Below are 23,121 nucleotides of genomic sequence, written 5' to 3'. Positions count from 1 at the left end.
TTCCCCATCTCTGGACAAGCGCCGTTTGCCTTATTCGTGCAGCCTTTCAGAACTCAGAGCGGCTTACCACGATTGCCATGCTGGCTGACGAACGCCTGAATAGCCTTCAGGTCATTAGGCAATACCGTGCAACGCTCTTCCCGCTCAAACAGGTCAGCCAGGTGCGGCGGCAGTTCCAGAGCCTTGCCGACACCGGCCTTCTGCACCGCCTCAGGGAATTTCACCGGGTGGGCCGTGCCGAGGATCACCATCGGGATGTCCAGGCTGCGCCGGCATTCGCGCGCGGCCTTGACGCCAATGGCGGTGTGCGGGTCCAGCAGCTCGCCGGTCTGGGCATAGACTTCAGCGATGGTCTCGCAGGTCTGGGCATCGTCCACGGCCAGGGAGTCGAACAGCTTGCGGGTTTCGGTCCAGCGCTCCTGATCGACGCTGAAACCACCACCCTGCTTGAAGCTGTCCATCAGGCCGGCCAGGGCCGCGCCGTTACGACCGTGCATGTCGAACAGCAGGCGTTCGAAGTTCGACGAGACCATGATGTCCATCGACGGCGACAGGGTCGCGTGCAGGGTTTCCTTGACGTACTGGTTGCCGCTCATGAAGCGGTGCAGGATGTCGTTGCGGTTGGTGGCGACGATCAACTGGTTGATCGGCAGGCCCATGTTGCGTGCCAGGTAACCGGCGAAGATATCGCCAAAGTTGCCGGTCGGCACCGAGAACGACACCGAACGTGCCGGCCCGCCCAGCTGCAGCGAGGCGTGGAAGTAGTAGACGATCTGGGCCATGATCCGCGCCCAGTTGATCGAGTTCACCGCAACCAGACGCGTGCCTTTGAGGAAGCTCTGGTCAGCAAAGCTGGCCTTGACCATTTCCTGGCAGTCGTCGAAGTTGCCTTCGACCGCGATATTGTGGATGTTCTCGCCGAAGATGGTCGTCATCTGCCGGCGCTGCACCTCCGATACGCGGTTGTGCGGGTGCAGGATGAAGATGTCGACGTTTTCGCAGTGCTTGCAGCCTTCGATGGCCGCCGAGCCGGTATCACCGGAGGTGGCACCGATGATCACCACGCGCTCGCCGCGTTTCTCCAGCACGTAATCCAGCAGGCGACCGAGCAGTTGCAGGGCGAAATCCTTGAACGCCAGGGTCGGGCCGTGGAACAGCTCCAGCACCCATTCGTTGCCGTTCAGCTGACGCAGCGGGGCGATGGCGTTGTGCGAGAACACGCCGTAGGTTTCTTCGAGGATCTTCTTGAAATCGGCATCGGGGATGCTGCCGGTAACGAACGGGCGCATGACCCGGAACGCCAGCTCGTGGTACGGCAGGCCAGCCCAGGAGGCGATTTCTTCCTGGGTGAAGCGTGGCAGGTTTTCCGGCACGTACAGGCCACCGTCAGTGGCGAGGCCTGCGAGCAGGACGTCTTCGAAATTCAGGGCCGGTGCCTGGCCGCGGGTGCTGATGTAACGCATGACTGGCTCCTCTACAACATTCTTGAACAGAGGCCGCCGAACCTGCGGGGCCTCTGCAACCTATCGTTAGTTCAGGTGTTCGACGCGGATCCGCACCACCGGCCCGACCACGCCCTGCAGGGCTTCCAGCGCGGCAATGGCATCGTTCATGTGCTGTTCCAGCACACGGTGAGTCAGCAGGATCATGGGCACCAGGCCGTCGTGTTCTTCGACTTCCTTCTGCATGATCGACTCAATGTTGATGCCGCGCTCCGAGAGGATGCTGGCCACCTGGGCCAACACGCCCGGGTGGTCCTTGGCCTGGATCCGCAGGTAGTAGGAGCTTTCGCAGGCTTCGATCGGCAGGATCGGGTGGGCCGACAGCGAATCCGGCTGGAAGGCCAGGTGCGGCACGCGGTTTTCCGGGTCGCTGGTCATGGCGCGGACCACGTCCACCAGGTCGGCGATCACCGACGAAGCCGTCGGCTCCATGCCGGCACCGGCGCCGTAGAACAGGGTCGAACCGGCCGCATCACCATTGACCATCACCGCGTTCATCACGCCATTGACGTTGGCGATCAGGCGGTCGGCCGGAATCAGGGTCGGGTGCACGCGCAATTCGATACCGGCAGCGGTGCTGCGCGCCACGCCCAGGTGCTTGATGCGGTAGCCCAGGGCTTCGGCGTAGTTCACGTCGGCGGTGGTCAGCTTGGTTATGCCTTCGGTATAGGCCTTGTCGAACTGCAGCGGGATACCAAAGGCGATGGACGCCAGGATGGTCAGCTTGTGCGCCGCGTCGATACCTTCTACGTCAAACGTCGGGTCGGCTTCGGCGTAACCCAGGGCCTGGGCCTCGGCCAGCACGTCTTCGAAGGTACGGCCCTTCTCGCGCATTTCGGTAAGGATGAAGTTACCGGTGCCGTTGATGATGCCCGCAACCCAGTTGATACGGTTGGCCGACAGGCCTTCGCGGATCGCCTTGATCACCGGGATACCGCCAGCGACGGCGGCTTCGAACGCCACGATCACGCCCTTCTCGCGGGCCTTGGCGAAGATTTCGTTGCCGTGCACGGCAATCAGCGCCTTGTTGGCGGTAACCACGTGCTTGCCGTTTTCGATGGCCTTGAGCACCAACTCACGGGCGACGGTGTAGCCGCCGACCAACTCGATGACGATGTCGATTTCAGGGTTCGTGGCCACATCGAAGACATCGTTGGTAATCGCAATACCGGTCGTTTGGTACTGAGGCTTTGGCGTACGCATGGCAATTTGTGCCACTTCAATCCCGCGCCCTGCACGGCGGGAAATCTCCTCAGCGTTACGCTGAAGTACGTTCAAGGTGCCGCCACCGACGGTCCCTAACCCACAGATGCCTACTTTGACCGGTTTCACTGAAGAACTCCCCATGAAACGGCCGACTCAAGGTCGGCCGTGAAAAACAGCCGCACAACTGCGGCTCTCTGTTAACGACCCGTCGACGTGTCGGCGGGCCTGATCGTCAAAGGCTCGACAATACTGTTTATTTGGCACCCAGTGCCAGTTTGGCGACTTGTGGCGCAGGCTGGTAGCCCGGAATCACCTGGCCGTCGGCCAAGACGATGGCCGGCGTACCGTTCACCCCGATGGACTGACCCAGAGCGTACTGCTTGGAAACCGGATTGGCACACTTGGCGGACTTGATTTCTTTGCCATCGACCATCTTGTCCATGGCTGCTTTCTTGTCGGTTGCGCACCATACCGCTTGCAGTTGCTCGTCGCCCGGCGAACCGAGGCCCTGGCGCGGGAACGCTACGTAACGCACTTCGACACCCATCTTGTTCAGCGCAGGTATCTCGGCGTGCAGCTTGTGGCAGTACGGGCAAGTGGTGTCGGTGAAGACGGTGATGTGGGTCTTGGTTTCGCCAATCGCGGGGTAGACCACGGTCTCGGCCACCGGGATACCGTTGATCAGCTTGGAGATCCCAACGCGCTCGGCCTTCTCGGTGAGGTTGACCGGCTTGCCGTCTTTCAACTGGAACAGGTAGCCCTGGACGATGTACTGACCGTCGGCGCTGGCATACAGCACGCGGCTGCCCTTGAGCTTGACCTCATACAGGCCGGCCATCGGGCTGGCGCTGATGCTTTCGACCGGAGTTTCGAGCTGGAGGCTTTCCAGACTCTTACGGATTGTCTTCTCGGCGGCGTCATCGGCGACGGCAAAGGTTGAAACCAACGCAATGGCTGCGGCGGCAAAAATCTGGGTCAAGCGCATGGGAACTCCTGAAGGCAGATGCAGGGACGAAGGCCAGGACGCCGATCTGGAAACACGGCTCGGGACCGTCCCCTTTGCAAACCGGCAAAGCCTACCACAATTGGGCGCCAGGGCAGACGCTGGCGGCCAAATTGGGGCCTGTCAGCCCCTTGGGTGATGTTTGGCATGCAGGTCCTGCAACCTTGCCCGCGCCACATGGGTATAAATCTGCGTGGTGGACAGGTCGCTATGGCCCAGCAGCATCTGCACCACGCGCAAATCCGCGCCATGGTTGAGCAGATGGGTGGCAAATGCATGGCGCAGGGTGTGGGGGGACAGCGACTTACCGATCCCGGCGACCTTGGCCTGGTGCTTGATGCGATGCCAGAAGGTCTGGCGGGTCATCTGCTCGCCGCGCAGGCTGGGGAACAGCACGTCACTGGGGCGCCCGCCGAGCAGCTCGCTGCGGGCATCGCGCATATAGCGCTCGACCCACACGATTGCCTCTTCGCCCATGGGCACCAGGCGCTCCTTGCTGCCCTTGCCCATCACCCGCAACACACCCTGGCGCAGATTGACCTGCTCCAGGGTCAGGCTGATCAGCTCGGTGACGCGCAGGCCGCAGGCATACAAGACTTCCAGCATCGCGCGGTCGCGCTGACCGATGGCTTCGCTCAGGTCGGGCGCAGCCAGCAGGGCTTCGACGTCGGCTTCTGACAGGGACTTGGGCAAGGGCCTGCCGAGTTGCGGCATATCGACTTGCAGGGTCGGGTCAACAGCAATCAGCTTTTCCCGCAGCAAATAGCGATAAAACCCACGCACTCCCGAGAGGAATCGCGCAGTGGAGCGCGGCTTGTAGTTCTGCTCAAGGCGCCAGGCCAGGTGATCGAGGATCAACTCACGCCCGGCGTGGCTCAGCTCGAGGTTTCTCTCCAGCAACCAGCCATTGAACAGGGCCAGGTCGCTGCGGTAGGACTGGCGCGTGTTGTCCGACAGGCCTTTTTCCAGCCAGAGGGCGTCGAGGAAGCGGTCGATCAGGGGATGGTCAATGGCGGGCATGGGGGCTCAGGCTGAGTACTTTAGTGTCTGGTAGATCCTATCGCAGGCAAGCCCGCGCCCCCAGGGAAATGCATGGCTAATGTGGGAGATGGCTGGCCTGCGATAGCGGCGACGCGGTCTCGGATCAGTCTACAAACCCAGGCAGCACTGGCACCGGGCGCTTATCGTCATCAATTGCGACAAAGCTGAACACACCCTGGATCGCCTTCTCGCGGCCATCGGCACTCATGCTCTCGACAAACACCTCCACTTCCACCTTGAGGCTGGTGTTACCGACTTTGATCACGCGGCCAATCAGCTCGACGATGGAACCGGCCGGGATCGCGTGATTGAAGTCGATACGGTCGGTAGACACCGTCACCAGCGGCAAACGGCAAAACCGCGTGGCGGTGATGAACGACACTTCATCCATCCAGGCCAATGCAGTACCGCCAAACAGCGTGTTGTGGTGGTTGGTGGTCGGCGGAAATACGGCTTTGGTTACATGGGTCACGGACAGGTCGGTGCGGCGCTGGATTTCTTCGAGGCGGGTAGTCATGAACGGGTTCCGGGCAAGGGGCAAATTTCAGGCACAAAAAAGCAGCCCGTAGGCTGCTTTTTTCTGCATCGGGAAGCTGGACTTAAGCCAGTTTTTCCTTGATGCGAGCTGCTTTACCGGACAGGTCACGCAGGTAGTACAGCTTGGCTTTACGTACGTCACCGCGACGTTTAACGGCCATGCTGTCGATTTGCGGGCTGTAGGTCTGGAAAGTACGCTCTACGCCAACACCGTTGGAGATTTTACGAACAGTGAAAGCACTGTTCACACCACGGTTACGCTTGGCGATTACGACGCCTTCGAACGCTTGCAGACGCGAACGGTCGCCTTCCTTCACTTTCACCTGAACGACAATGGTGTCGCCCGGGGCAAAGGTAGGGATCTCTTTGGTCATCTGCTCTGCTTCGAGTGCAAGGATGATTTTGTTAGTCATGCTGTGCTCCTAAGGTAGATCGTCGGATCTACCATCGATACGTTGTTAACTATCGTCCCGCGCGAGGATGTATTCCTCGAGCAGCTTCTTCTCTTCTCCAGAAAGCGAGCGGCTTTCCAGAAGATCGGCGCGTCGTTCATAGGTCCGACCAAGGGACTGCTGTAAACGCCAACGCCGGATGTGTGCGTGATTGCCACTTAGCAACACGTCGGGAACACGCTGATCCGCATACACCTCCGGTCGGGTGTAGTGCGGGCAATCCAGCAAACCATCCGTGAAGGAATCTTCCTCCGCGGAGTCCGCATGCCCTAAAGCTCCAGGCAGCAGTCGTGTAACCGCATCTATCAGGACCATCGCCGGCAGCTCACCGCCAGACAGGACATAGTCCCCAATCGACCACTCTTCATCGACATGAGCTTCAATAAAACGCTCGTCAATGCCTTCATAGCGACCGGCAATCAGGATCAGTGCTTCCTCATTCGCCAGTTCGCGTACCGCCGCCTGTTTCAGCTGACGGCCTTGAGGGGACAGGTAAATTACCTTCGCCTTCTCCCCTGCTGCTGCCTTGGCCTGAACCAGGGCGTCTTCCAGGGGCTTGATCTTCATCACCATGCCCGGGCCACCGCCAAATGGGCGATCGTCCACAGTGTGATGTCGATCCGTCGTGTAGTCTCGCGGGTTCCAACAAGTGAGCTGCAAGAGCCCTTGTTTCACCGCCCGACTGGTGATGCCGTACTCGCTGATGGCAGAAAACATCTCGGGAAACAAACTGATCACTTCAATGCGCAAATTAGCCACGCTTAGAAGTCCGCGTCCCATTCCACCTTCATCTCGCCCGCTGCCAGGTCGACAGCCAACACGCATTGCTCGGTATAGGGCAACAGGCGTTCGCGATCATCCAGGCTGCCAGCGCAAGGCTTGACCACCATTACATCATTGGCGCCGGTTTCCAGAAGATGGTCGATTTTCCCGAGCAATTGCCCGAGTTGATCAATAACCTTCAGACCTTCCAGCTGGTACCAGTAGTACTCGCCGTCGGTCAATTCAGGGAACAGGTTGCGCGGCACGCAGATCTCATAACCGGCCAGAAGACGCGCTTCTTCACGATCATCGAGACCCTTGAGCTTTGCGACCAGGAACTTATCGTTCCCGCGTCCACTGACCAGCTCGACCTGTTTCACACTACCTTCGCGCTTGAGCGTCCAGGTCTTGTACTGCAACAGGTTTTCAGTCGGATCAGTAAAGGAATACACCTTCACTTCGCCGCGAACGCCATGAACAGAGTAAATCTTGCCGATAACGATCAAATCATCAGCAACAGCTGGCGTCGCGTTCATATTGCTCAGGCTGCGGCCTTAGCCGAGTCCTTCAACAACTTGGCAACACGCTCGGAAGGCTGTGCACCAACGCTCAGCCAGTAGGCTACGCGCTCTTGGTTCACGGACAGACGAACTTCTTGACCACGAGCAACAGGGTTGAAGAAACCAACCTGTTCCTTGTGCGAACCGTCGCGCGGGTTGCGGCTGTCGGTTACGGTCAAGTGGTAAAACGGGCGCTTTTTGGAGCCGCCAAGGGCAAGACGGATTGTTAGCATGTGAACATCGTTCCTGTAGTCGGTGCTGCAAATCTAAATGCACAGCGGGCATGGGTGCCCGAAAGGCCGCATATTCTAAGGAATATCCGGACTTTTGCAAATGTCTTTTTCCGGCGCCTGACCGCGTGCCATTCAGATCTGCTATAGAGCCGTCGGTTAAAACGGCGAGTCAGCTCCCGCCAACGGCGGGTTTGCTGGAGATCCCACATCCTTGTGGGTCTGCGCAAGAGCAAGCCCTTGCGCGAATTCTTTACATCTTCGGCATGCCACGGCCGGGCATCATACCGCCCATGCCGCGCATCATTTTGGCCATGCCGCCTTTGGCGGAGAATTTCTTCATCATCTTTTGCATCTGCTTGTGCTGCTTGATCAAGCGACCGATGTCCTGCACCTGGGTGCCGGAACCCATGGCGATCCGACGTTTGCGCGAACCGCTGATCAGCTCAGGGTCGCGGCGCTCGGCCGGGGTCATGGAGTTGATGATGGCTTCCATCTGCTTGAACTGCTTCTCTGCCGCACCCTGGGCATTGCCTATTTGCGCCAGGTTCACACCGCCGATGTTCGGCAGCTTGTCCATCAGGCCGCCGAGGCCGCCCATGTTCTTCATCTGTTGCAACTGATCGCGGAAGTCTTCGAGGTCGAAGCCCTTGCCCTTTTTCAGCTTCTTGGCCAGTTTGTCGGCCTTGTCCTTGTCGAGGGTCTGCTCGGCCTGCTCGATCAGGCTGAGCACGTCGCCCATGCCGAGGATCCGCGAGGCAATCCGCTCAGGGTGGAACGGCTCGAGCGCTTCGGTCTTCTCGCCCATACCGATGAACTTGATCGGCTTGCCGGTGATTGCGCGCACCGACAGTGCGGCACCGCCACGGGCATCACCGTCGACCTTGGTCAGGATCACGCCGGTCAGCGGCAGGGCATCACCAAAGGCCTTGGCGGTGTTCGCCGCGTCCTGGCCGGTCATGGCATCGACCACGAACAGGGTTTCTACCGGGTTGATCGCGGCATGCAGCGCCTTGATCTCGCCCATCATCTCTTCGTCGATGTGCAGGCGACCGGCGGTATCGACGATCACCACGTCGATGAACTTGAGCTTGGCTTCTTTAATGGCAGCGTTGGCGATGTCGACCGGCTTCTGGCTCAGGTCGGACGGGAAAAAGGTCACGCCGATTTCACCGGCGAGCATTTCCAGCTGCTTGATCGCGGCCGGACGGTACACGTCCGCCGACACCACCATCACGGATTTTTTCTTGCGCTCTTTAAGGAAGCGCGCCAGCTTGGCAGCGGTGGTGGTCTTGCCCGCCCCCTGCAAACCGGCCATCAACACCACGGCCGGCGGCACGGCGCTGAGGTTCAGGTCTTCGTTGGCCGCACCCATCAGGCTTTCGAGCTCGGCCTGGACGACCTTCACAAAGGCCTGGCCCGGCGTCAGGCTGCGGGACACTTCAGTGCCGACCGCACGCTCCTTGACCGAGTTGACGAAATCCTTGACCACAGGCAAGGCAACGTCGGCTTCGAGCAACGCCATGCGCACTTCGCGCAGGGTGTCTTTAATATTGTCCTCGGTCAGCTTGGCCTTGCCGGTGACATGGCGCAGCGTCTGCGAGAGACGGTCAGTCAAGTTTTCAAACATGCGCGATCCTTTCAGGCCCTATTCATCGAAGTGCATCGGTAGACCGAGGTAATGGCGGCCCAGGCTGTGTAAATCGCTATTAAAAACAGCGCTTGGCGAGCCTGCGGCGTGGGCAGGTCGCGGATTATAGCGAAGACTGCCGTCATGCACACCCGCTGTCTGGCCCGCTGGTCTTTCGTGGAACGCAGGTGTGTGCCAAACTCATCGGCTTTCGGGCTTGCCTAACAGGATTTATGCTCCCTTTGTCACCCAGTTTGCTACCCAGTCTCGCCGCCGCACTCTTGTATGCCGCTGCGACCCTCTACCAGGGCACCCGTCTGGCCCAACGCGCCAGGGCGGACAAACGCCTGCTGGCCGGCCTCGGCGTGTTCGCCTTGCTGGCCCACGCTGCCAGCCTGTTCACCCACCTGATGACACCAGTGGGCCTGGGCCTGGATTTTTTCAGCGCCGCCAGCCTGATTGCCGCTGCGGTCATTGCCTTGACGCTGCTGGCCTGCGCGCGGATCCCGGTGGAGAACCTGCTGTTGCTGCTCTTCCCCCTGGGGATGCTGACAGTGCTGCTGGCGCAATTTGCCCCCACCGGCACGGTGCAGGTGATCGACGAGGAGCCGGGCATCCTCGCGCATATCCTGCTGTCGATCCTCGCCTACGGCATGTTCACCATCGCCGTGTTCCAGGCGTTGCTGCTGCTCTTGCAGGACCACCAGCTCAAGCACAAGCACCCTTCCGGGCTGATCAAGAACTTCCCGCCGCTGCAGACCATGGAAAGCCTGCTGTTCGGTTTCCTCTGGGCCGGCTGGACGCTGCTGTCGCTGTCGCTGATTTCCGGCTGGCTGTTCGTCGAGAACCTGTTCGCCCAGCACCTGGTGCACAAAACCCTGCTGGCGTGCCTGGCCTGGGTGGTGTTCAGCGTGCTGCTGTGGGGCCGCAATCGCCTGGGCTGGCGCGGGCACAAGGCGATCCGCTGGACCCTGGCCGGCTTCTGCCTGCTGATGCTGGCGTATTTCGGCAGCAAGCTGGTTCGCGAATTCATCCTGCATATCTGACGGGCGGCAATCATGCACAACTTGCCCCTTGAGCCGATGCTCGCGGTAGTCGCGCTGCTGGTCTTGTGGTCGGCGCTGTTTACCGCCATCGAGGCGGCCCAGCTCCATTTGCTGGCCCTGCGCCCCGGTACGCGGCAGGGCGACAAGGCCGCCGCCCGCCTCAACTTCCCGCGCAACAGCCTGATCCTGTGCAACACCCTGTGCCGCGCGGTGGTGGTGATTCTGTGCACCCTGCTGGCGATCTATGCCTGGGCCGAAAACGGTCCCTGGCTGGGTTGGCTGGTCTCCAGCGGGCTGTTGCTGGTGCTGGCCGACTACCTGCCGCGCACCCTCGCCACCCGCTATCCGCACGCGGTGCTGGGGTTTGGCAATACGCTGCTGGGTGTGCCGCTGAAAATCCTCTATCCCCTGGCCTGGCTGCTCAATGGCCTCAGCCTGCTGTTGCTGCGCCCTTTCGAACGCAAGTCGGGGATCGTCAAGAAAAGCGACGAGCCACAGAGCGACCCGTCCGACGAGCAAGCCTCAGACGCGAACGACGACCCTCGGCCGGGTATGCCGGGTATCCACGCCCTGGACAACATTACCGTCAATGACATCCTGGTGCCGCGCAGCGAAGTCGATGGCATCAACCTCGACGACCCTATCGAGGAGATCATCGAACAACTGCGCAGCTCCAAGCGCACGCGGCTGCCGGTGTTCCACAGCGATATCAACCAGGTCGAGGCGGTGCTCAACACCCGGCAGATCCAGCACCTGCTGCCCGATGCCAGCCTGACCAAGGAAGCCCTGCTCGCAGCCTGCCACGAGCCGTACTTCGTCCCGGAAAGCACGCCGCTGCAGCTGCAATTGCTCAACTTCCACAAGCAGCAACGCCGCCTGGGCATGGTGGTGGACGAATACGGCGAAGTGCTGGGCATCGTCACCCTGGAAGACATTCTGGAAGAGATCGTCGGCGAATTCGAAAGCGAGCAGAGCCTGGATAACCCGCTGATCCAGCCCCAGCCTGACGGCCGCTATGTGATCGACGGTGCCGTATCGATCCGCGAGCTGAACAAGTGCCTGGGCTGGCACCTGCCCAGCGACGGCCCCAAGACCCTCAACGGCCTGGTGACCGAAGCACTGGAGACCATTCCCGATTGCTCGGTGTGCGTGAAGATCGGCCGTTATCGCCTGGAAATCCTCGAAACTGAAGACAATCGGGTGAGCAAGGTGCTGATCTGGCATATCGGCTCAGCGCCGATTGCCACCTGACTCACGGTGGACAAGCCCGTGTGGAAGCGGGCTTGCCCGCGATAGCCTCACCTCAGTGTCACTGATACACCGAGGCGCCCGCTTCTCCCACATTTGATCTTTTCAGCCCCTAAGACCGCGCTCCAGCCCTTGTTTGCAGCGCAACCCCCTTCCTATAATCAATCGCGCTTACCCAAGCCCCGCCCGACCGCGTGCTATCCGCACTGAGCGTGTCCAGGCACCGCAACCCCGTGTCTGACCGGTACCCGCTCCCATCCCGAGCCAACGCCGCGCACTGCCCTGATCCATGGGTGCAAGACCAATAATAATCCGCGCCAAGCGCGCAATGACCATCAGGGATACCTCAATGAGCACCACCTATAACGAGGCCGCTCCCGCCGCCCCGACCAACTCGACCAGCCGGGTCGCCACCGCGAGCATCATCGGCACCGCCATCGAGTTCTACGACTTCTATATCTACGCCACGGCCGCCGCGCTGGTGATCGGCCCGGTGTTCTTCCCGCAGAATTCCGGCACCGCGCAGATGCTGGCGGCGTTCCTGACCTTCGGTATCGCCTTTATCGCGCGGCCACTGGGTTCGGCGCTGTTCGGCCACTTCGGTGACCGCATCGGGCGCAAGTCGACGCTGGTGGCCTCCTTGCTGCTGATGGGCGTGTGCACCACCCTGATCGGCCTGTTGCCGGGTTACGACACCATTGGTGCCTGGGCCCCGATCCTGCTGTGCGTGCTGCGTTTCGGCCAGGGCCTGGGGCTGGGCGGGGAATGGGGCGGCGCCGCGCTGCTGGCCACCGAAAACGCGCCCAAGGGCAAGCGTGCCTGGTTCGGCATGTTCCCGCAGTTGGGGCCTTCCATTGGCTTTTTGGCGGCCAATGGGCTGTTCCTGATCCTGGCGATGAACCTGGACGATGAACAATTCCGTAGCTGGGGCTGGCGCATTCCGTTCCTGCTCAGCGCCGCGCTGGTGATGGTGGGCCTGTATGCGCGCCTCAAACTGCATGAAACCCCGGTGTTCGCCAACGCCGTGGCCAAGGAAAAACCAGTAAAAGTGCCGCTGGTGGAGCTGTTCAGCCAGCATTGGTTGCAGGTGCTGCTGGGCGCGGCCGCGATGGTGGTGTGCTATGCGCTGTTCTATATCACTACGGCGTTTTCCCTGAGCTATGGCGTGAGCACCCTGGGCTACAGCCGCGAAACCTTCCTCGCCCTGCTGTGCTTTGCCGTGTTGTTCATGGGCGCGGCCACACCGCTGGCAGCCCTGGCCAGTGACCGCTATGGGCGCAAGCCGGTGTTGATCGTCGGTGCGGTGCTGGCGATTCTGTCGGGTTTCACCATGGAACCATTGCTGACCCACGGCTCGACCTGGGCCGTGGCGCTGTTCCTGTGCCTGGAACTGTTCCTGATGGGCGTGACCTTTGCGCCGATGGGGGCTTTGTTACCGGAACTGTTTCCGACACGCGTGCGTTATACCGGGGCGTCGGCGGCGTATAACCTGGGCGGGATTGTCGGGGCTTCGGCCGCACCGTTTTTCGCGACCAAACTGGTGGCGATGGGTGGGCTGAGTTATGTCGGCGGGTATGTGTCGGCGGCAGCGTTGCTCAGTTTGATTGCGGTGCTGTGCCTGAAAGAGACGCGGGATAACGATTTGAACAAGGTCGCCTGATAGACCGCTATCGCGGGTAACCCCGCCCCCACACTGGAACGCCTTCCACATGTGGGAGCGGGCTTGCCCGCGATGCTTTTACAGCTCTACAACCACCGCTTGAGAAGCACGGGTCGCCTTGGCCCGGGCAGCCTCGATCGACTCATCCCGCGCCAACGCCACGCCCATGCGGCGCTGACCATTCACTTCTGGCTTGCCGAACAGACGCAGTGCGGTATCCGGCTCGCTCAGGGCCGCGCCGAGGTTGGCGAACGCCGTCCGGGTCGATTGCCCCTCCACCAGAATCACCGCCGAAGCCGAAGGCCCGAACTGGCGGATCAATGGGATCGGCAGGCCAAGAATCGCCCGCGCGTGCAGGGCAAACTGCGACAAGTCCTGGGAAATCAGGGTCACCAGCCCGGTGTCGTGAGGGCGCGGCGAGACTTCGCTGAACCACACCTGGTCGCCCTTGATAAACAGCTCGACCCCAAACAGACCACGACCACCCAGGGCCTCGGTCACGGCTTTGGCGACGCGCTCGGATTCGGCCAGGGCCGCCGGGCTCATGGCCTGGGGCTGCCAGGATTCCTGGTAGTCGCCCTTCTCCTGACGATGACCCACAGGCGCGCAGAAGGTGGTGCCACCGACGTGACGCACGGTCAGCAGGGTGATTTCGTAGTCGAAGTCGATAAACCCTTCGATGATCACCCGACCTTTACCTGCACGCCCGCCTTCCTGGGCGTAGTCCCAGGCTTTCTGCACGTCATCGGCGCTACGCAACAGGCTTTGGCCCTTGCCCGACGAACTCATCACCGGCTTGACCACGCAGGGGAAGCCGAGGTCTTCGACGGCCTTGCGGTAGTCTTCCACGGTGTCGGCAAAATGGTACGGCGAGGTCGGCAGGTCCAGCTCTTCAGCGGCCAGGCGGCGGATGCCTTCACGGTTCATGGTCAACAGCGCCGCACGGGCGGTGGGGATCACGGTAAAGCCTTCAGCCTCCAGTTCCACCAGGGTGCCGGTGGCAATGGCTTCGATTTCCGGGACGATGAAGTGCGGCTTTTCCGCCTCGATCACCGCACGCAGGGCTGCGCCGTCGAGCATGTTGATCACGTGGCTGCGATGCGCCACCTGCATGGCCGGCGCGTTGGCGTAGCGATCCACGGCAATCACTTCAACGCCCAGGCGCTGCAGCTCAATTACCACTTCCTTGCCCAGCTCACCGCAGCCACACATCAATACGCGGGTCGCGGTTGGCGACAATGGAGTTCCGATTCGGGTCATCTCAGGTCCTCAGGGGAGCGGATCAGGGGGAGAAAGGCCGGCATTTTACATGAACGGCGGGCATTGGCCTCAGTTGGCGACACGCTGGCGCCGCAAACGCCAGGCCATGGCCAGCCACACCACGGTGACCCCGGCAAATTTCGAGGCCAGGGCGGTACCGACCACCGCCGGCGTCAACGCGCCGATCAGGCCAAAAAAGATAAAGGTATCGAGGGGAATGCTCAGCGCCGAGCTGATCCACAGCCGGTCATGCAACGGGCGCTTGGTGATGCTGAAGACCAGCCAGTCGATGCACTCGGAGACCGCGAACGCCGTGGCGCTGGCCAGGGCGATGGACGGATCGGAGGTGATGTAGGACAGCACCAGCGCCGCGAGCATGGCGATAATCGCCCCGTGGCCGAAGCGCGTTTGCACCATGTCCCGCAGGATAAACACCAGGCCACCCCAGGCGGACCAGATGACATCCAGGTGCGGGGCGGTGGAAAAGGCGAAGTTGATCAGCACGACGCTGCTGATATAGGCGATCAGGAAGAGCATGGGGCGAGGGACCTGTGGGTAATGCGCACAGGGTACACAATTAAAGGGATGTCGTCTGGAGGGGCCTCATCGCAGGCAAGCCAGCTCCCACATTGGAATGCATTTCAAAATGAGGGAGCTGGCTTGCCTGCGATAGCGCCCTGTCAGGCGCCAGATTTCCCAGGAATCATCCACAACACCCCACTGGCTTTCGCCCGCTCATGACATAACCCCAGCACCACCCGGCGCTCGGCGTTGTCCATGCGGCTCCAACGGGTGATTTCGTCGACATTGCGCTGGCAACCGGTGCAGATATCGTCGTCATCCAGCGCACAAATGCTCACGCAGGGCGAGGCGACGGGGCGTTCAACCGGGTTCATTCCGGCTGCTCGACCAGGTCACGGGCGTAGCGCTGAGAGTTATGCACATAGTGCGCAGCACTGGCCTCCAGCATGTTCTTCTGTTGCTCGGTCAATTCCCGCACCACCTTGCCGGGGGAGCCCATTACCAGCGAGCCATCAGGGATTTCCTTGCCTTCGCCGATCAACGAATTGGCGCCGATGATGCAGTGCCGGCCAATCTTGGCGCCGTTGAGGATCACCGCATTGATGCCAATCAGGCTGTAGTCGCCGACGGTACAGCCATGCAGCATGGCGTTATGCCCCACCGTCACACCGGTGCCCAGGGTCAGCGGGTAGCCCATGTCTGTGTGCATCACGCTGCCGTCCTGCACGTTGCTGTTCTTGCCGATCAGGATCAGTTCGTTGTCGCCACGCAACACCGCGTTGAACCAGACGTTGGCGCCCTCCTCCAGCTTGACCTTACCCACCAGCGTGGCATTGGGGGCTACCCAGCTGTGTGGATGTGTCTCGACGCGGGCATCGCCCAGGCGGTATTTCATGGTCTTCCCTCACGGCTTGCCATTCAAACGATGGCTTAAGTATTGATAAAGCTTTTCGGCGGACGGTGCAGGCTGATGTCGGCATCGTCATAGAGCAGGTTGATCAACTCGACGATCATGATCGCCGTCAGGCCCCAGATCTTGTATTCACCAAAGCGATAGCTGGGCACGTACCAACTGCGGCCCTGGTAGTCGATACGGTGGGTGTGCTCACGCGGGTCCTGGCGGAAAAACTCCAGGGGCACGCTGAATACGGCGGCAATCTCGGCATCGTTGGCCAGGTATTCGACATAGTCGGGGATCACACCCACATACGGGGTCACGCGGATGCCGTGCAGGGAGATCAGGGGGCTCAAGGGCCCGATCACTTCCACCAGGCCCGGTGGCAGGCCGATTTCCTCTTCGGCCTCGCGCAGCGCGGTGAACACCAGGTCCGGGTCTTCGGGGTCACGGCGCCCACCCGGAAACGCCACTTCGCCGCCATGGGTCGACAGGCCGCTGGCACGCAGGGTCAGGATCAGCTCGGGTTCGTCACTGCGGGTAATCGGCACCAGCACGGCGGCCTCGGGGAAACGGCTGTCAGTTTCCAGCGTGCGTGGCGTGTGATTGGTTACCCGGCGAAGTAGCTCGTCCAGCATGAGTCATCTCGATCTGTTGGCTACCTTGCATCATGCACCAAAGCGTACGGGTGCCCAACCCCAAAACCCCGGCCGTGTCGCTAAACGACAACTTGCAGGCCACTGCCCTGCACGCCAAGATAGGCGCAGTCCCCAGGAACCCAAGCATGAACTTCTGCAGCCAGTGCGGTAAACCGGTCATCCAGCGCATTCCCGAAGGCGACGCGCGCCTGCGTTATGTGTGTGACCACTGTCAGACCATTCACTATCAGAATCCCAATATCGTCGCCGGCACCCTGCCCGTCTGGGGCAACCAAGTGCTGCTGTGCCGGCGCGCCATCGAGCCGCGCCTGGGCTACTGGACCCTGCCGGCAGGTTTTATGGAAAACGGCGAGACCGTGGAACAGGGCGCAATGCGCGAAACCCTCGAAGAAGCCTGCGCCAGGGTGCGCAACCTGACGATCTACACGCTGATCGACGTACCGCACATCAGCCAGGTGCATATCTTCTACCGCGCCGAACTGATCGACCTGGACTTTGCCGCCGGCCCCGAGAGCCTGGAAGTCAAACTGTTCGATGAAGCGGACATCCCTTGGTCCGACCTGGCTTTCCGCACGGTACGGCGTACCCTAGAATGCTTTTTCGCCGACCGTCGGCAACAGGTGTTTCCCGTGCGCAGCGAATCGGTGCCACCCTTGACTCACCCTGCACAATAACAATCGAAGGTCACCGTCAAAGGGATACCGCTGCAATGCGTTGGTTGCTTGCTCTGCTCTGCCTGTCGTTCGTCACCCTGTCGTCAGCCACCACCCTGCAAACCCTGGGCGGTAAAACCGTCGATAAGATCCTGGTGCTCAAGTCCGCCCATCAGTTGCAACTGATCCACGACGGCAAACCGCTGAAGACCTACCGCATCTCCCTGGGCAAGAACCCCAAGGGCCACAAGCTGATCGAAGGCGACCGCCGCACCCCGGAAGGCTTCTACTGGATCGACTGGCGCAAGACCAGCGACCGTTTCAACCTGTCCATGCATATCTCCTACCCCAATATCAGCGATGCCGCCCGCGCCCGCCGCGAAGGGGTCAAGCCCGGCAGCATGATCATGATCCACGGCACGCCAGACAGTGAGGAGTATCCGGAACAGTGGTTCCACACCCTGGACTGGACCGACGGCTGCATCGGCATGCGCAATGTCGACATGCGCGAAGTGTGGAACCTGGTCAAGGACGGCACGATGATCGAGATCCGTCCGTAACTTCGACCGTTGGTAAAATAATTCAAAAAAAACCTGCCTCTGCCACAGCCCCTGCCGGTGAATACCATTTCATCGGCGGGGGCTGTGCGTTTCTGCGCGCGACAAAGACCTCTCTAATACCACTTGATACCACCCCCTGAAAAAGTGCCCTGCAAGCCGGTTCCGCACGCTTTTGGCGGCATTGACATGGTATTTAAGTGGTATTAATTTCCGGCCATTACCGGGCGACAACACTCCAATAACGCATCGGAAACCCTACAGATGAATCCCATCCAGACCCTGCGTCCTGACGACCGACAATCCACGCCGTTGTACCTGCAACTGGCCCGCAACCTCGAAGCGGCGATCCATGCTGGCCAGTGGAAATCCGAGCAGGCCTTGCCCTCGGAGCGTGTGCTCAGCGAGCAGTTGGGTATTTCCCGGGTCACCGCCCGTAAAGCGCTGGAAGTGTTGTTTGCCCAAGGCCTGATCCGCCGCAGCCAGGGCTCTGGCACGTTTATTACGCCACGCCTGGAACAGCCGCTGTCACGCCTCTCGGGGTTCAGCGAAATGCTGCGGCTCAAGGGGTTTGCCCCCAGCTCCCAGTGGCTGGTGCGCGAGATCACCCCGCCGACCCACGAAGAGCTGATCCGCCTGTGCCTGTCGCCCACCGACAAAGTGGCGCGGCTCAAGCGCCTGCGCAAGGCAGATGACACCGTGATGGCCATTGAAATGAGCGCCCTGCCCGCCTCGATCGTGCCCACCCCCCAGGCCATCGGCAGCTCGCTCTACGAATACCTGGAAGGCATCGGCAAACCGGTGGTGCGGGCCCTGCAACATATCCAGGCCATCAACGCCTCGGATGAGTTCGCCGCCCTGGTGGGCATCGCCCCCGGCACCGCCATGCTGCTGATGACCCGAGTCGGCTACACCGCCGACAACACGCCGATCGAAATCACCGACACCTACTGCCGCAACGACTACTACGACTTTGTCGCTGAGCTGCGTAGGTACGACTTTTCCGCCGAACTGCGGCCTTAGAGAACTGCCATGTCCGAAGACAATATCCTCACGCCCCACGGCTGGATGCGCGGCCGCCTGGTGCACCACGAAGGCCGGGTCAGCGCCGTCGAAGGTGTGCCTTGCGACCCGGCCGACAACGACCTGCCCTACCTGCTGCCGGGTTTTATCGACCTGCATGTACACGGCGGCGGCGGCAAGGACATCATGGAAGGCCGCAGTGCCTTCGAGACCATCACCCGCACCCATGTGCGCTTCGGCACCACTTCGCTGCTGGCCACCACCATGACTGCACCGGTCGAGGAAATCTCCCGCGTGCTCGGCGAACTCGGCCAGTTCTGCGAAAACCGTCCAAGCGGCAGCGCCCGGGTGCTGGGGGTGCATCTGGAAGGCCCCTACATCAACCCAGGAAAGCTCGGCGCACAGCCCAACTTTGCCCACACGGCATTGATGGCCGAGGTCGAGGAGTACCTGCGCCTGGCACCGATCCGGGTCATCACCATTGCCCCGGAAATCGCCGGGCATGACGGTCTGATCCGCACCCTCAGCCAACGCGGCGTGCGCATGCAGATCGGCCATACCCTGGGCAGCTATGAAGAAGGCGTCGCAGCGCTGGCCGCCGGCGCCACCAGCTTCACCCACCTGTACAACGCCATGAGCCCGCTGCATCACCGCGAGCCGGGCATCGTCGGTGCCGCACTGGCCCACGCGCAATACGCCGAGCTGATCCCGGACCTGTTGCACGTACACCCCGGGGCCATGCGCGTGGCCCTGCGTTCGATTCCCTGCCTGTACTGCGTCACCGACTCCACCGCCGCCGCCGGCATGCCCGACGGCGAATACAAGCTGGGCAGCCACACCGTGACCAAATGCCTGGGCGGTGTACGCCTGGCCGACGGCACCCTGGCCGGCAGCACCCTGACCATGGATCAGGCGCTGCGCAACCTGGTGAAGATCGGCCTGCCCATCAGCGAAGCCTCACAGCGCCTGTCGCAATTTCCTGCGGATTACCTGGGCCTGGAACAACGCGGCCGCCTGCAACCCGGCAGCTTTGCCGACTGCGTGCGCCTGGACCGCTCCCTGCACCTCACCGACGTAATGGTCGAAGGAGAAACCATTGACTTCAAAAATGCTTGAAGAGGCCCTGTCCTCCTGTGAGGCCGTCGCGGCCCAACTGCAATGCCTCGACCCGCTGCTGGCCGAGGTCGCCGGCCGCCTGCGCCGCCAGCCGCCGCAAGTGGCGATGACCGTCGCCCGTGGCAGTTCGGACCACGCCGCCAGTTACTTCGCCTACCTGACCATGCAGCATGTGGGCGTTCCCGTGGCGTCGCTGCCGATGTCGGTGGTGACCCTGGCGCAGGCGCCGCTGAAAGTCAGCGGCCAGGCGGCCTTCGGCTTCTCTCAGTCGGGGCAGAGCCCGGACCTGGTCAACAGCCTGCGCCTGCTGCGCAAGCGCGGGGCCTTGAGTGTGTCGATGGTCAACGCTGAAGACTCGCCCCTGGAAGCCGCCTGCGAATTCCATGTGCCGCTGTGCGCCGGCCCCGAGCGTAGCGTGGCCGCGACCAAGAGTTTTATCGCCACCTTGAGCGCCAGCGCCCAACTGGTCGGGCACTGGAATCAGGAAGACGGCCTGCTCGAAGCTTGCCACGCCCTGCCTGCCGGCCTGCGCGAAGCGGCGACCCAGGATTGGAGCCTGGCCATCGACGCCCTGCGCGACTGCCAGCGCCTGATGGTCATCGGCCGTGGCGCCGGGTTTGCCATCGCTCAGGAAGCCGCGCTCAAGCTCAAGGAAACCTCGGCGATCCAGGCCGAAGCCTTCAGCAGCGCCGAAGTGCGCCACGGGCCGATGGCCTTGATCGACGATAACTACCCGTTGCTGGTGTTCGCCCCGCGCGGCGCCGAACAGCCGGGCCTGCTGAGCCTGGCCACGGAAATGCGCCAGCGCGGGGCTCGGGTGCTGCTGGCCGCGCCCGACGATATCGCCGAACGCGACCTGACCCTCAGCCGCGCCGAACACCCGGCCCTGGACCCGATCCTGGCAATCCAGAGCTTCTACGTGATGGCCGCCGGCCTGGCGCAGGCCCGGGGCATGGACCCGGACCAGCCCCGCCACCTGAGCAAAGTCACTCGCACCCACTGAGTTGATTTCTGTCGTTTCCTGATGAGTACCGTGCCCATGCCCGACAATAATAATGACCTCACCCTCAGCGCCCCCCTCAGCGGGCCAGTGCTGACCCTGGGCAATGTGCCTGACGACGTGTTCGCCAGTGGCGCCATGGGCGACGGGATTGCCATCGACCCCCTCAACGATTGCCTGCATGCGCCGTGTGCCGGGGTCGTGATCCACGTTGCCCGTACCGGCCACGCCCTGACTATCCGCGCCGACAATGGCGCCGAGGTGCTGCTGCATGTGGGCATCGACACCGTCGAACTGCAAGGCGAAGGCTTTGCCTTGCTGGTCCAGCAAGGCGCACGGGTCAGCAATGGGCAGCCCCTGGTGCGCTTTGACCTGGATCGCATCGCCCGCCAGTGCAAAAGCCTGGTCAGCCTGATCATCCTCACTAACGGTGAGCAGTTCGAACTGCGCCCCGTGGCCGTGAACGCCGTCAAGGTCGGCGAAGCCCTGCTGCGCATCGTTGCGCGTCAGGCTGGCGTCGTGCAGCCCGTGATGGCCGACACCGCCGAGGCGCACGCCAGTGCCAGCGTGCGCATCACCCATCGCGGCGGCCTGCATGCGCGGCCCGCAGCGCTGATCCGCAAGACCGCCCAGGGTTTCAGCAGCCTGTCGCAGCTGCATTTCGCCGGCAAATCGGCGTCGTGCGCCAGCCTGATCGGCTTGATGGGGCTGGGCATTGGTGAACAGGATGAAGTGCAGGTCACGTGCCGTGGCCAGGATTGCGACGCGGCGCTGCAGGCACTGGTCGCCGCCCTTTCGCTCACCACTGCCGAAGCCGTACAGGCCCCGGTGATAGCCGCTGCGCGTCCAGTCAACCGTGAAGCAGGCGTATTGCAAGGGGTGTGCGCCGCGCCGGGCCTGGTCTGCGGGCCGTTGTTCCGGCTCAACAGCATCGAGTTGCCAGAAGACCCACGTAACCATGCGCGCCATGAGCAGTTGCAGCACCTGGACAGCGCCCTGGAACAGGTGCGCGGCGAAATCCGCAATACCCTGGAGCACGCCCGCCAGCGCCAGGCCGTCGAGGAAGAAGAGATCTTCGCCGCCCACCTGGCGCTGCTGGAAGACCCGACCCTGCTGGAGGCCGCCACCGCTGCCATCGAGCACGGCAGCGCCGCCACCCATGCCTGGCGCGATGCGATCCAGGCCCAATGCGCGGTGTTGCTGGGCTTGGGCAAGCCGTTGTTTGCCGAACGTGCCAACGACCTGCGGGACTTGCAGCAACGGGTGCTGCGCGCACTGCTGGGCGAAGCCTGGCAGTTCGAATTGCCCGCCGGCGCGATTGTTGTCGCCCACGAGCTGACGCCTTCGGACCTGCTGCAACTGAGCGCGCAAAACGCGGCCGGTATCTGCATGGCCGAAGGCGGCGCCACGTCCCATGTGGCGATCCTGGCCAGGGGCAAAGACTTGCCCTGCGTGGTGGCGCTGGGCAGTGAAGTATTGGCAATAACCCAAGGGCAACGGGTGGTGCTGGACGCCGCCAATGGGCGCCTGGAACTCAACCCGGACGATGCCCGCCACGCCCAGGTCCACCAGATCCGCGATGCGCAGAAACAGCGGCGCCAGCTGCAACAGGCCCAGGCCCATGCTGCCGCCAGCACCCTGGATGGCGTGGGCATTGAAGTGGCCGCCAATGTCGCCTCCAGCAGCGAGGCGCAGATCGCCTATGACAACGGCGCCGATGGCGTGGGTCTGTTGCGCACCGAGTTTCTGTTTGTCGACCGCCGCACCGCGCCCGATGAACAGGAACAGCGCCAGGCCTATCAAGCGGTAATGGACGCCATGGGCGACAAATCGGTGATCATCCGCACCATTGATGTCGGCGGCGACAAGCAACTCGACTACCTGCCCTTGCCCGCCGAAGCCAATCCGGTACTGGGCCTGCGCGGTATTCGCATGGCCCAGGTGCGCCCGGAACTGCTCGACCAGCAACTGCGTGCCCTGCTGCAGGTCAGCCCGTTGCAACGTTGCCGGATCCTGTTGCCGATGGTCAGTGAAGTCGACGAGTTGCTGCACATTCGCCAGCGCCTCGATGAACTGTGCGCCGAACTGCAACTGACCCAGCGCCCGGAACTGGGGGTGATGATCGAAGTCCCGGCCGCCGCGCTGATGGCTGAGCAACTGGCCGAGCACGCGGACTTTTTGTCGATCGGCACCAATGACCTGTCCCAGTACACCCTGGCCATGGACCGCGACCACGCCGGCCTCGCCGCGCGGGTCGATGCGTTGCACCCGGCGCTGCTGCGCCTGATCGCCCAGACCTGCAGCGGCGCGGCTAAACACGGGCGCTGGGTCGGTGTGTGCGGTGCCCTCGCTTCCGACCCGCTGGCCACCCCCGTGCTGGTGGGCCTGGGGGTGCGGGAGCTGTCCGTCAGCCCGCCGCAGATTGCCGCCATCAAAGACCGCGTGCGTCACCTCGACGCCGCGCAATGCCGGCAACTGAGCCAGGCCCTGCTCAACCTGAGCAGCGCCGGCGCCGTGCGCCAAGCCTGCCAACACCATTGGCCGTTGAGCTGACAACAA

Annotated in this window: 24 protein-coding genes; 9 read left to right on the top strand and 15 right to left on the bottom strand. The window is 62.2% G+C overall.

All coding sequences use genetic code 11. From position 1 onward, the window contains the following. Window positions 1-53 precede the first annotated feature (53 nt). From thrC to ffh, 10 genes are all read right to left on the bottom strand, one after another. The gene (thrC, locus tag HU773_RS06380) at window positions 54-1,463 is read right to left on the bottom strand and encodes a threonine synthase (protein ID WP_057959549.1); all 1,410 of its coding nucleotides are present in this window, start codon (window positions 1,461-1,463) and stop codon (window positions 54-56) included. Between the two features lie 66 nt (window positions 1,464-1,529). Then, on the bottom strand, window positions 1,530-2,834 hold the full coding sequence (locus HU773_RS06375) for a homoserine dehydrogenase (protein ID WP_029296281.1): 1,305 nt from the start codon (window positions 2,832-2,834) through the stop codon (window positions 1,530-1,532). Window positions 2,835-2,961: 127 nt separating this feature from the next. Continuing rightward, complete coding sequence (locus HU773_RS06370; RefSeq protein ID WP_057437999.1) at window positions 2,962-3,693, bottom strand: thioredoxin fold domain-containing protein; 732 nt, start codon at window positions 3,691-3,693, stop codon at window positions 2,962-2,964. A gap of 141 nt (window positions 3,694-3,834) precedes the next feature. Beyond that, on the bottom strand, window positions 3,835-4,731 hold the full coding sequence (gene xerD, locus HU773_RS06365; RefSeq protein ID WP_057437997.1) for a site-specific tyrosine recombinase XerD: 897 nt from the start codon (window positions 4,729-4,731) through the stop codon (window positions 3,835-3,837). A gap of 124 nt (window positions 4,732-4,855) precedes the next feature. Further along, window positions 4,856-5,269 carry an acyl-CoA thioesterase gene (locus HU773_RS06360; RefSeq protein ID WP_057437995.1) on the bottom strand — a complete coding sequence of 138 codons (414 nt, stop codon included), beginning with the start codon at window positions 5,267-5,269 and terminating at the stop codon, window positions 4,856-4,858. 82 nt (window positions 5,270-5,351) lie between these two features. Beyond that, on the bottom strand, window positions 5,352-5,702 hold the full coding sequence (rplS, locus tag HU773_RS06355; protein WP_003175895.1) for a 50S ribosomal protein L19: 351 nt from the start codon (window positions 5,700-5,702) through the stop codon (window positions 5,352-5,354). Window positions 5,703-5,747: 45 nt separating this feature from the next. Continuing rightward, window positions 5,748-6,521, bottom strand: coding sequence for a tRNA (guanosine(37)-N1)-methyltransferase TrmD (gene trmD / locus HU773_RS06350; RefSeq protein ID WP_024077235.1), 774 nt, complete (start codon window positions 6,519-6,521; stop codon window positions 5,748-5,750). Continuing rightward, window positions 6,503-7,039, bottom strand: coding sequence for a ribosome maturation factor RimM (gene rimM, locus HU773_RS06345; RefSeq protein WP_010565276.1), 537 nt, complete (start codon window positions 7,037-7,039; stop codon window positions 6,503-6,505). Before rimM ends, trmD begins: the two co-directional genes overlap by 19 nt. 5 nt (window positions 7,040-7,044) lie before the next feature. Continuing rightward, window positions 7,045-7,296, bottom strand: coding sequence for a 30S ribosomal protein S16 (gene rpsP, locus HU773_RS06340; RefSeq protein ID WP_003175899.1), 252 nt, complete (start codon window positions 7,294-7,296; stop codon window positions 7,045-7,047). 250 nt (window positions 7,297-7,546) lie between these two features. After that, window positions 7,547-8,923 carry a signal recognition particle protein gene (ffh, locus tag HU773_RS06335; protein ID WP_186626221.1) on the bottom strand — a complete coding sequence of 459 codons (1,377 nt, stop codon included), beginning with the start codon at window positions 8,921-8,923 and terminating at the stop codon, window positions 7,547-7,549. A 233-nt stretch (window positions 8,924-9,156) separates the two neighbouring features. On the opposite strand from ffh, the gene HU773_RS06330 reads away from it, so the two are divergent. From HU773_RS06330 to HU773_RS06320, 3 genes are all read left to right on the top strand, one after another. Continuing rightward, window positions 9,157-9,969, top strand: coding sequence for a cytochrome C assembly family protein (locus tag HU773_RS06330; RefSeq protein ID WP_057437993.1), 813 nt, complete (start codon window positions 9,157-9,159; stop codon window positions 9,967-9,969). A gap of 12 nt (window positions 9,970-9,981) precedes the next feature. Next, the gene (locus HU773_RS06325; RefSeq protein ID WP_057959548.1) at window positions 9,982-11,220 is read left to right on the top strand and encodes a transporter associated domain-containing protein; all 1,239 of its coding nucleotides are present in this window, start codon (window positions 9,982-9,984) and stop codon (window positions 11,218-11,220) included. 346 nt (window positions 11,221-11,566) lie between these two features. Continuing rightward, window positions 11,567-12,877 (top strand): MFS transporter, encoded by a 1,311-nt coding sequence (locus HU773_RS06320; protein ID WP_057959547.1) that lies wholly within the window; start codon window positions 11,567-11,569, stop codon window positions 12,875-12,877. A gap of 78 nt (window positions 12,878-12,955) precedes the next feature. Here the strand turns inward: HU773_RS06320 and purT are convergent, their stop codons facing one another. The 5 genes from purT to HU773_RS06295 all read right to left on the bottom strand — a co-directional run bounded on the left by purT (window position 12,956) and on the right by HU773_RS06295 (window position 16,192). Next, on the bottom strand, window positions 12,956-14,137 hold the full coding sequence (gene purT / locus HU773_RS06315) for a formate-dependent phosphoribosylglycinamide formyltransferase (RefSeq protein ID WP_057959546.1): 1,182 nt from the start codon (window positions 14,135-14,137) through the stop codon (window positions 12,956-12,958). Window positions 14,138-14,206: 69 nt separating this feature from the next. Continuing rightward, entirely contained in the window at window positions 14,207-14,674 is a 468-nt protein-coding gene (locus HU773_RS06310) for a VUT family protein (protein WP_029296170.1), read from the bottom strand. A 143-nt stretch (window positions 14,675-14,817) separates the two neighbouring features. Continuing rightward, window positions 14,818-15,033 carry a DUF1289 domain-containing protein gene (locus HU773_RS06305; RefSeq protein WP_057437987.1) on the bottom strand — a complete coding sequence of 72 codons (216 nt, stop codon included), beginning with the start codon at window positions 15,031-15,033 and terminating at the stop codon, window positions 14,818-14,820. Next, complete coding sequence (locus HU773_RS06300) at window positions 15,030-15,554, bottom strand: gamma carbonic anhydrase family protein (protein ID WP_186626222.1); 525 nt, start codon at window positions 15,552-15,554, stop codon at window positions 15,030-15,032. Before HU773_RS06300 ends, HU773_RS06305 begins: the two co-directional genes overlap by 4 nt. A 35-nt stretch (window positions 15,555-15,589) precedes the next feature. Further along, window positions 15,590-16,192: a CoA pyrophosphatase gene (locus HU773_RS06295; RefSeq protein ID WP_057959545.1), complete on the bottom strand. Its 603-nt coding sequence runs from the start codon at window positions 16,190-16,192 to the stop codon at window positions 15,590-15,592. Window positions 16,193-16,338: 146 nt separating this feature from the next. On the opposite strand from HU773_RS06295, the gene HU773_RS06290 reads away from it, so the two are divergent. The 6 genes from HU773_RS06290 to ptsP all read left to right on the top strand — a co-directional run bounded on the left by HU773_RS06290 (window position 16,339) and on the right by ptsP (window position 23,115). Further along, window positions 16,339-16,887, top strand: a complete 549-nt coding sequence (locus HU773_RS06290; protein ID WP_057959544.1) for an NUDIX hydrolase — start codon at window positions 16,339-16,341, stop codon at window positions 16,885-16,887. A 35-nt stretch (window positions 16,888-16,922) separates the two neighbouring features. Then, complete coding sequence (locus tag HU773_RS06285; RefSeq protein ID WP_057437979.1) at window positions 16,923-17,426, top strand: L,D-transpeptidase family protein; 504 nt, start codon at window positions 16,923-16,925, stop codon at window positions 17,424-17,426. Between the two features lie 261 nt (window positions 17,427-17,687). Then, complete coding sequence (locus HU773_RS06280) at window positions 17,688-18,446, top strand: GntR family transcriptional regulator (protein WP_057959542.1); 759 nt, start codon at window positions 17,688-17,690, stop codon at window positions 18,444-18,446. A 9-nt stretch (window positions 18,447-18,455) separates the two neighbouring features. Continuing rightward, window positions 18,456-19,562, top strand: a complete 1,107-nt coding sequence (nagA, locus tag HU773_RS06275) for an N-acetylglucosamine-6-phosphate deacetylase (protein WP_115127494.1) — start codon at window positions 18,456-18,458, stop codon at window positions 19,560-19,562. Then, on the top strand, window positions 19,543-20,565 hold the full coding sequence (locus HU773_RS06270) for an SIS domain-containing protein (protein ID WP_115127493.1): 1,023 nt from the start codon (window positions 19,543-19,545) through the stop codon (window positions 20,563-20,565). The genes nagA and HU773_RS06270 overlap by 20 nt, the downstream gene beginning before the upstream one ends. A gap of 36 nt (window positions 20,566-20,601) precedes the next feature. Further along, complete coding sequence (ptsP, locus tag HU773_RS06265; protein ID WP_057960550.1) at window positions 20,602-23,115, top strand: phosphoenolpyruvate--protein phosphotransferase; 2,514 nt, start codon at window positions 20,602-20,604, stop codon at window positions 23,113-23,115. Window positions 23,116-23,121: the final 6 nt, after the last annotated feature.

Source organism: Pseudomonas shahriarae (assembly GCF_014268455.2).
In the GTDB taxonomy this organism is placed as follows: Bacteria; Pseudomonadota; Gammaproteobacteria; order Pseudomonadales; family Pseudomonadaceae; genus Aquipseudomonas; species Aquipseudomonas shahriarae.
This window is presented reverse-complemented; position numbering and strand designations above follow the sequence as displayed.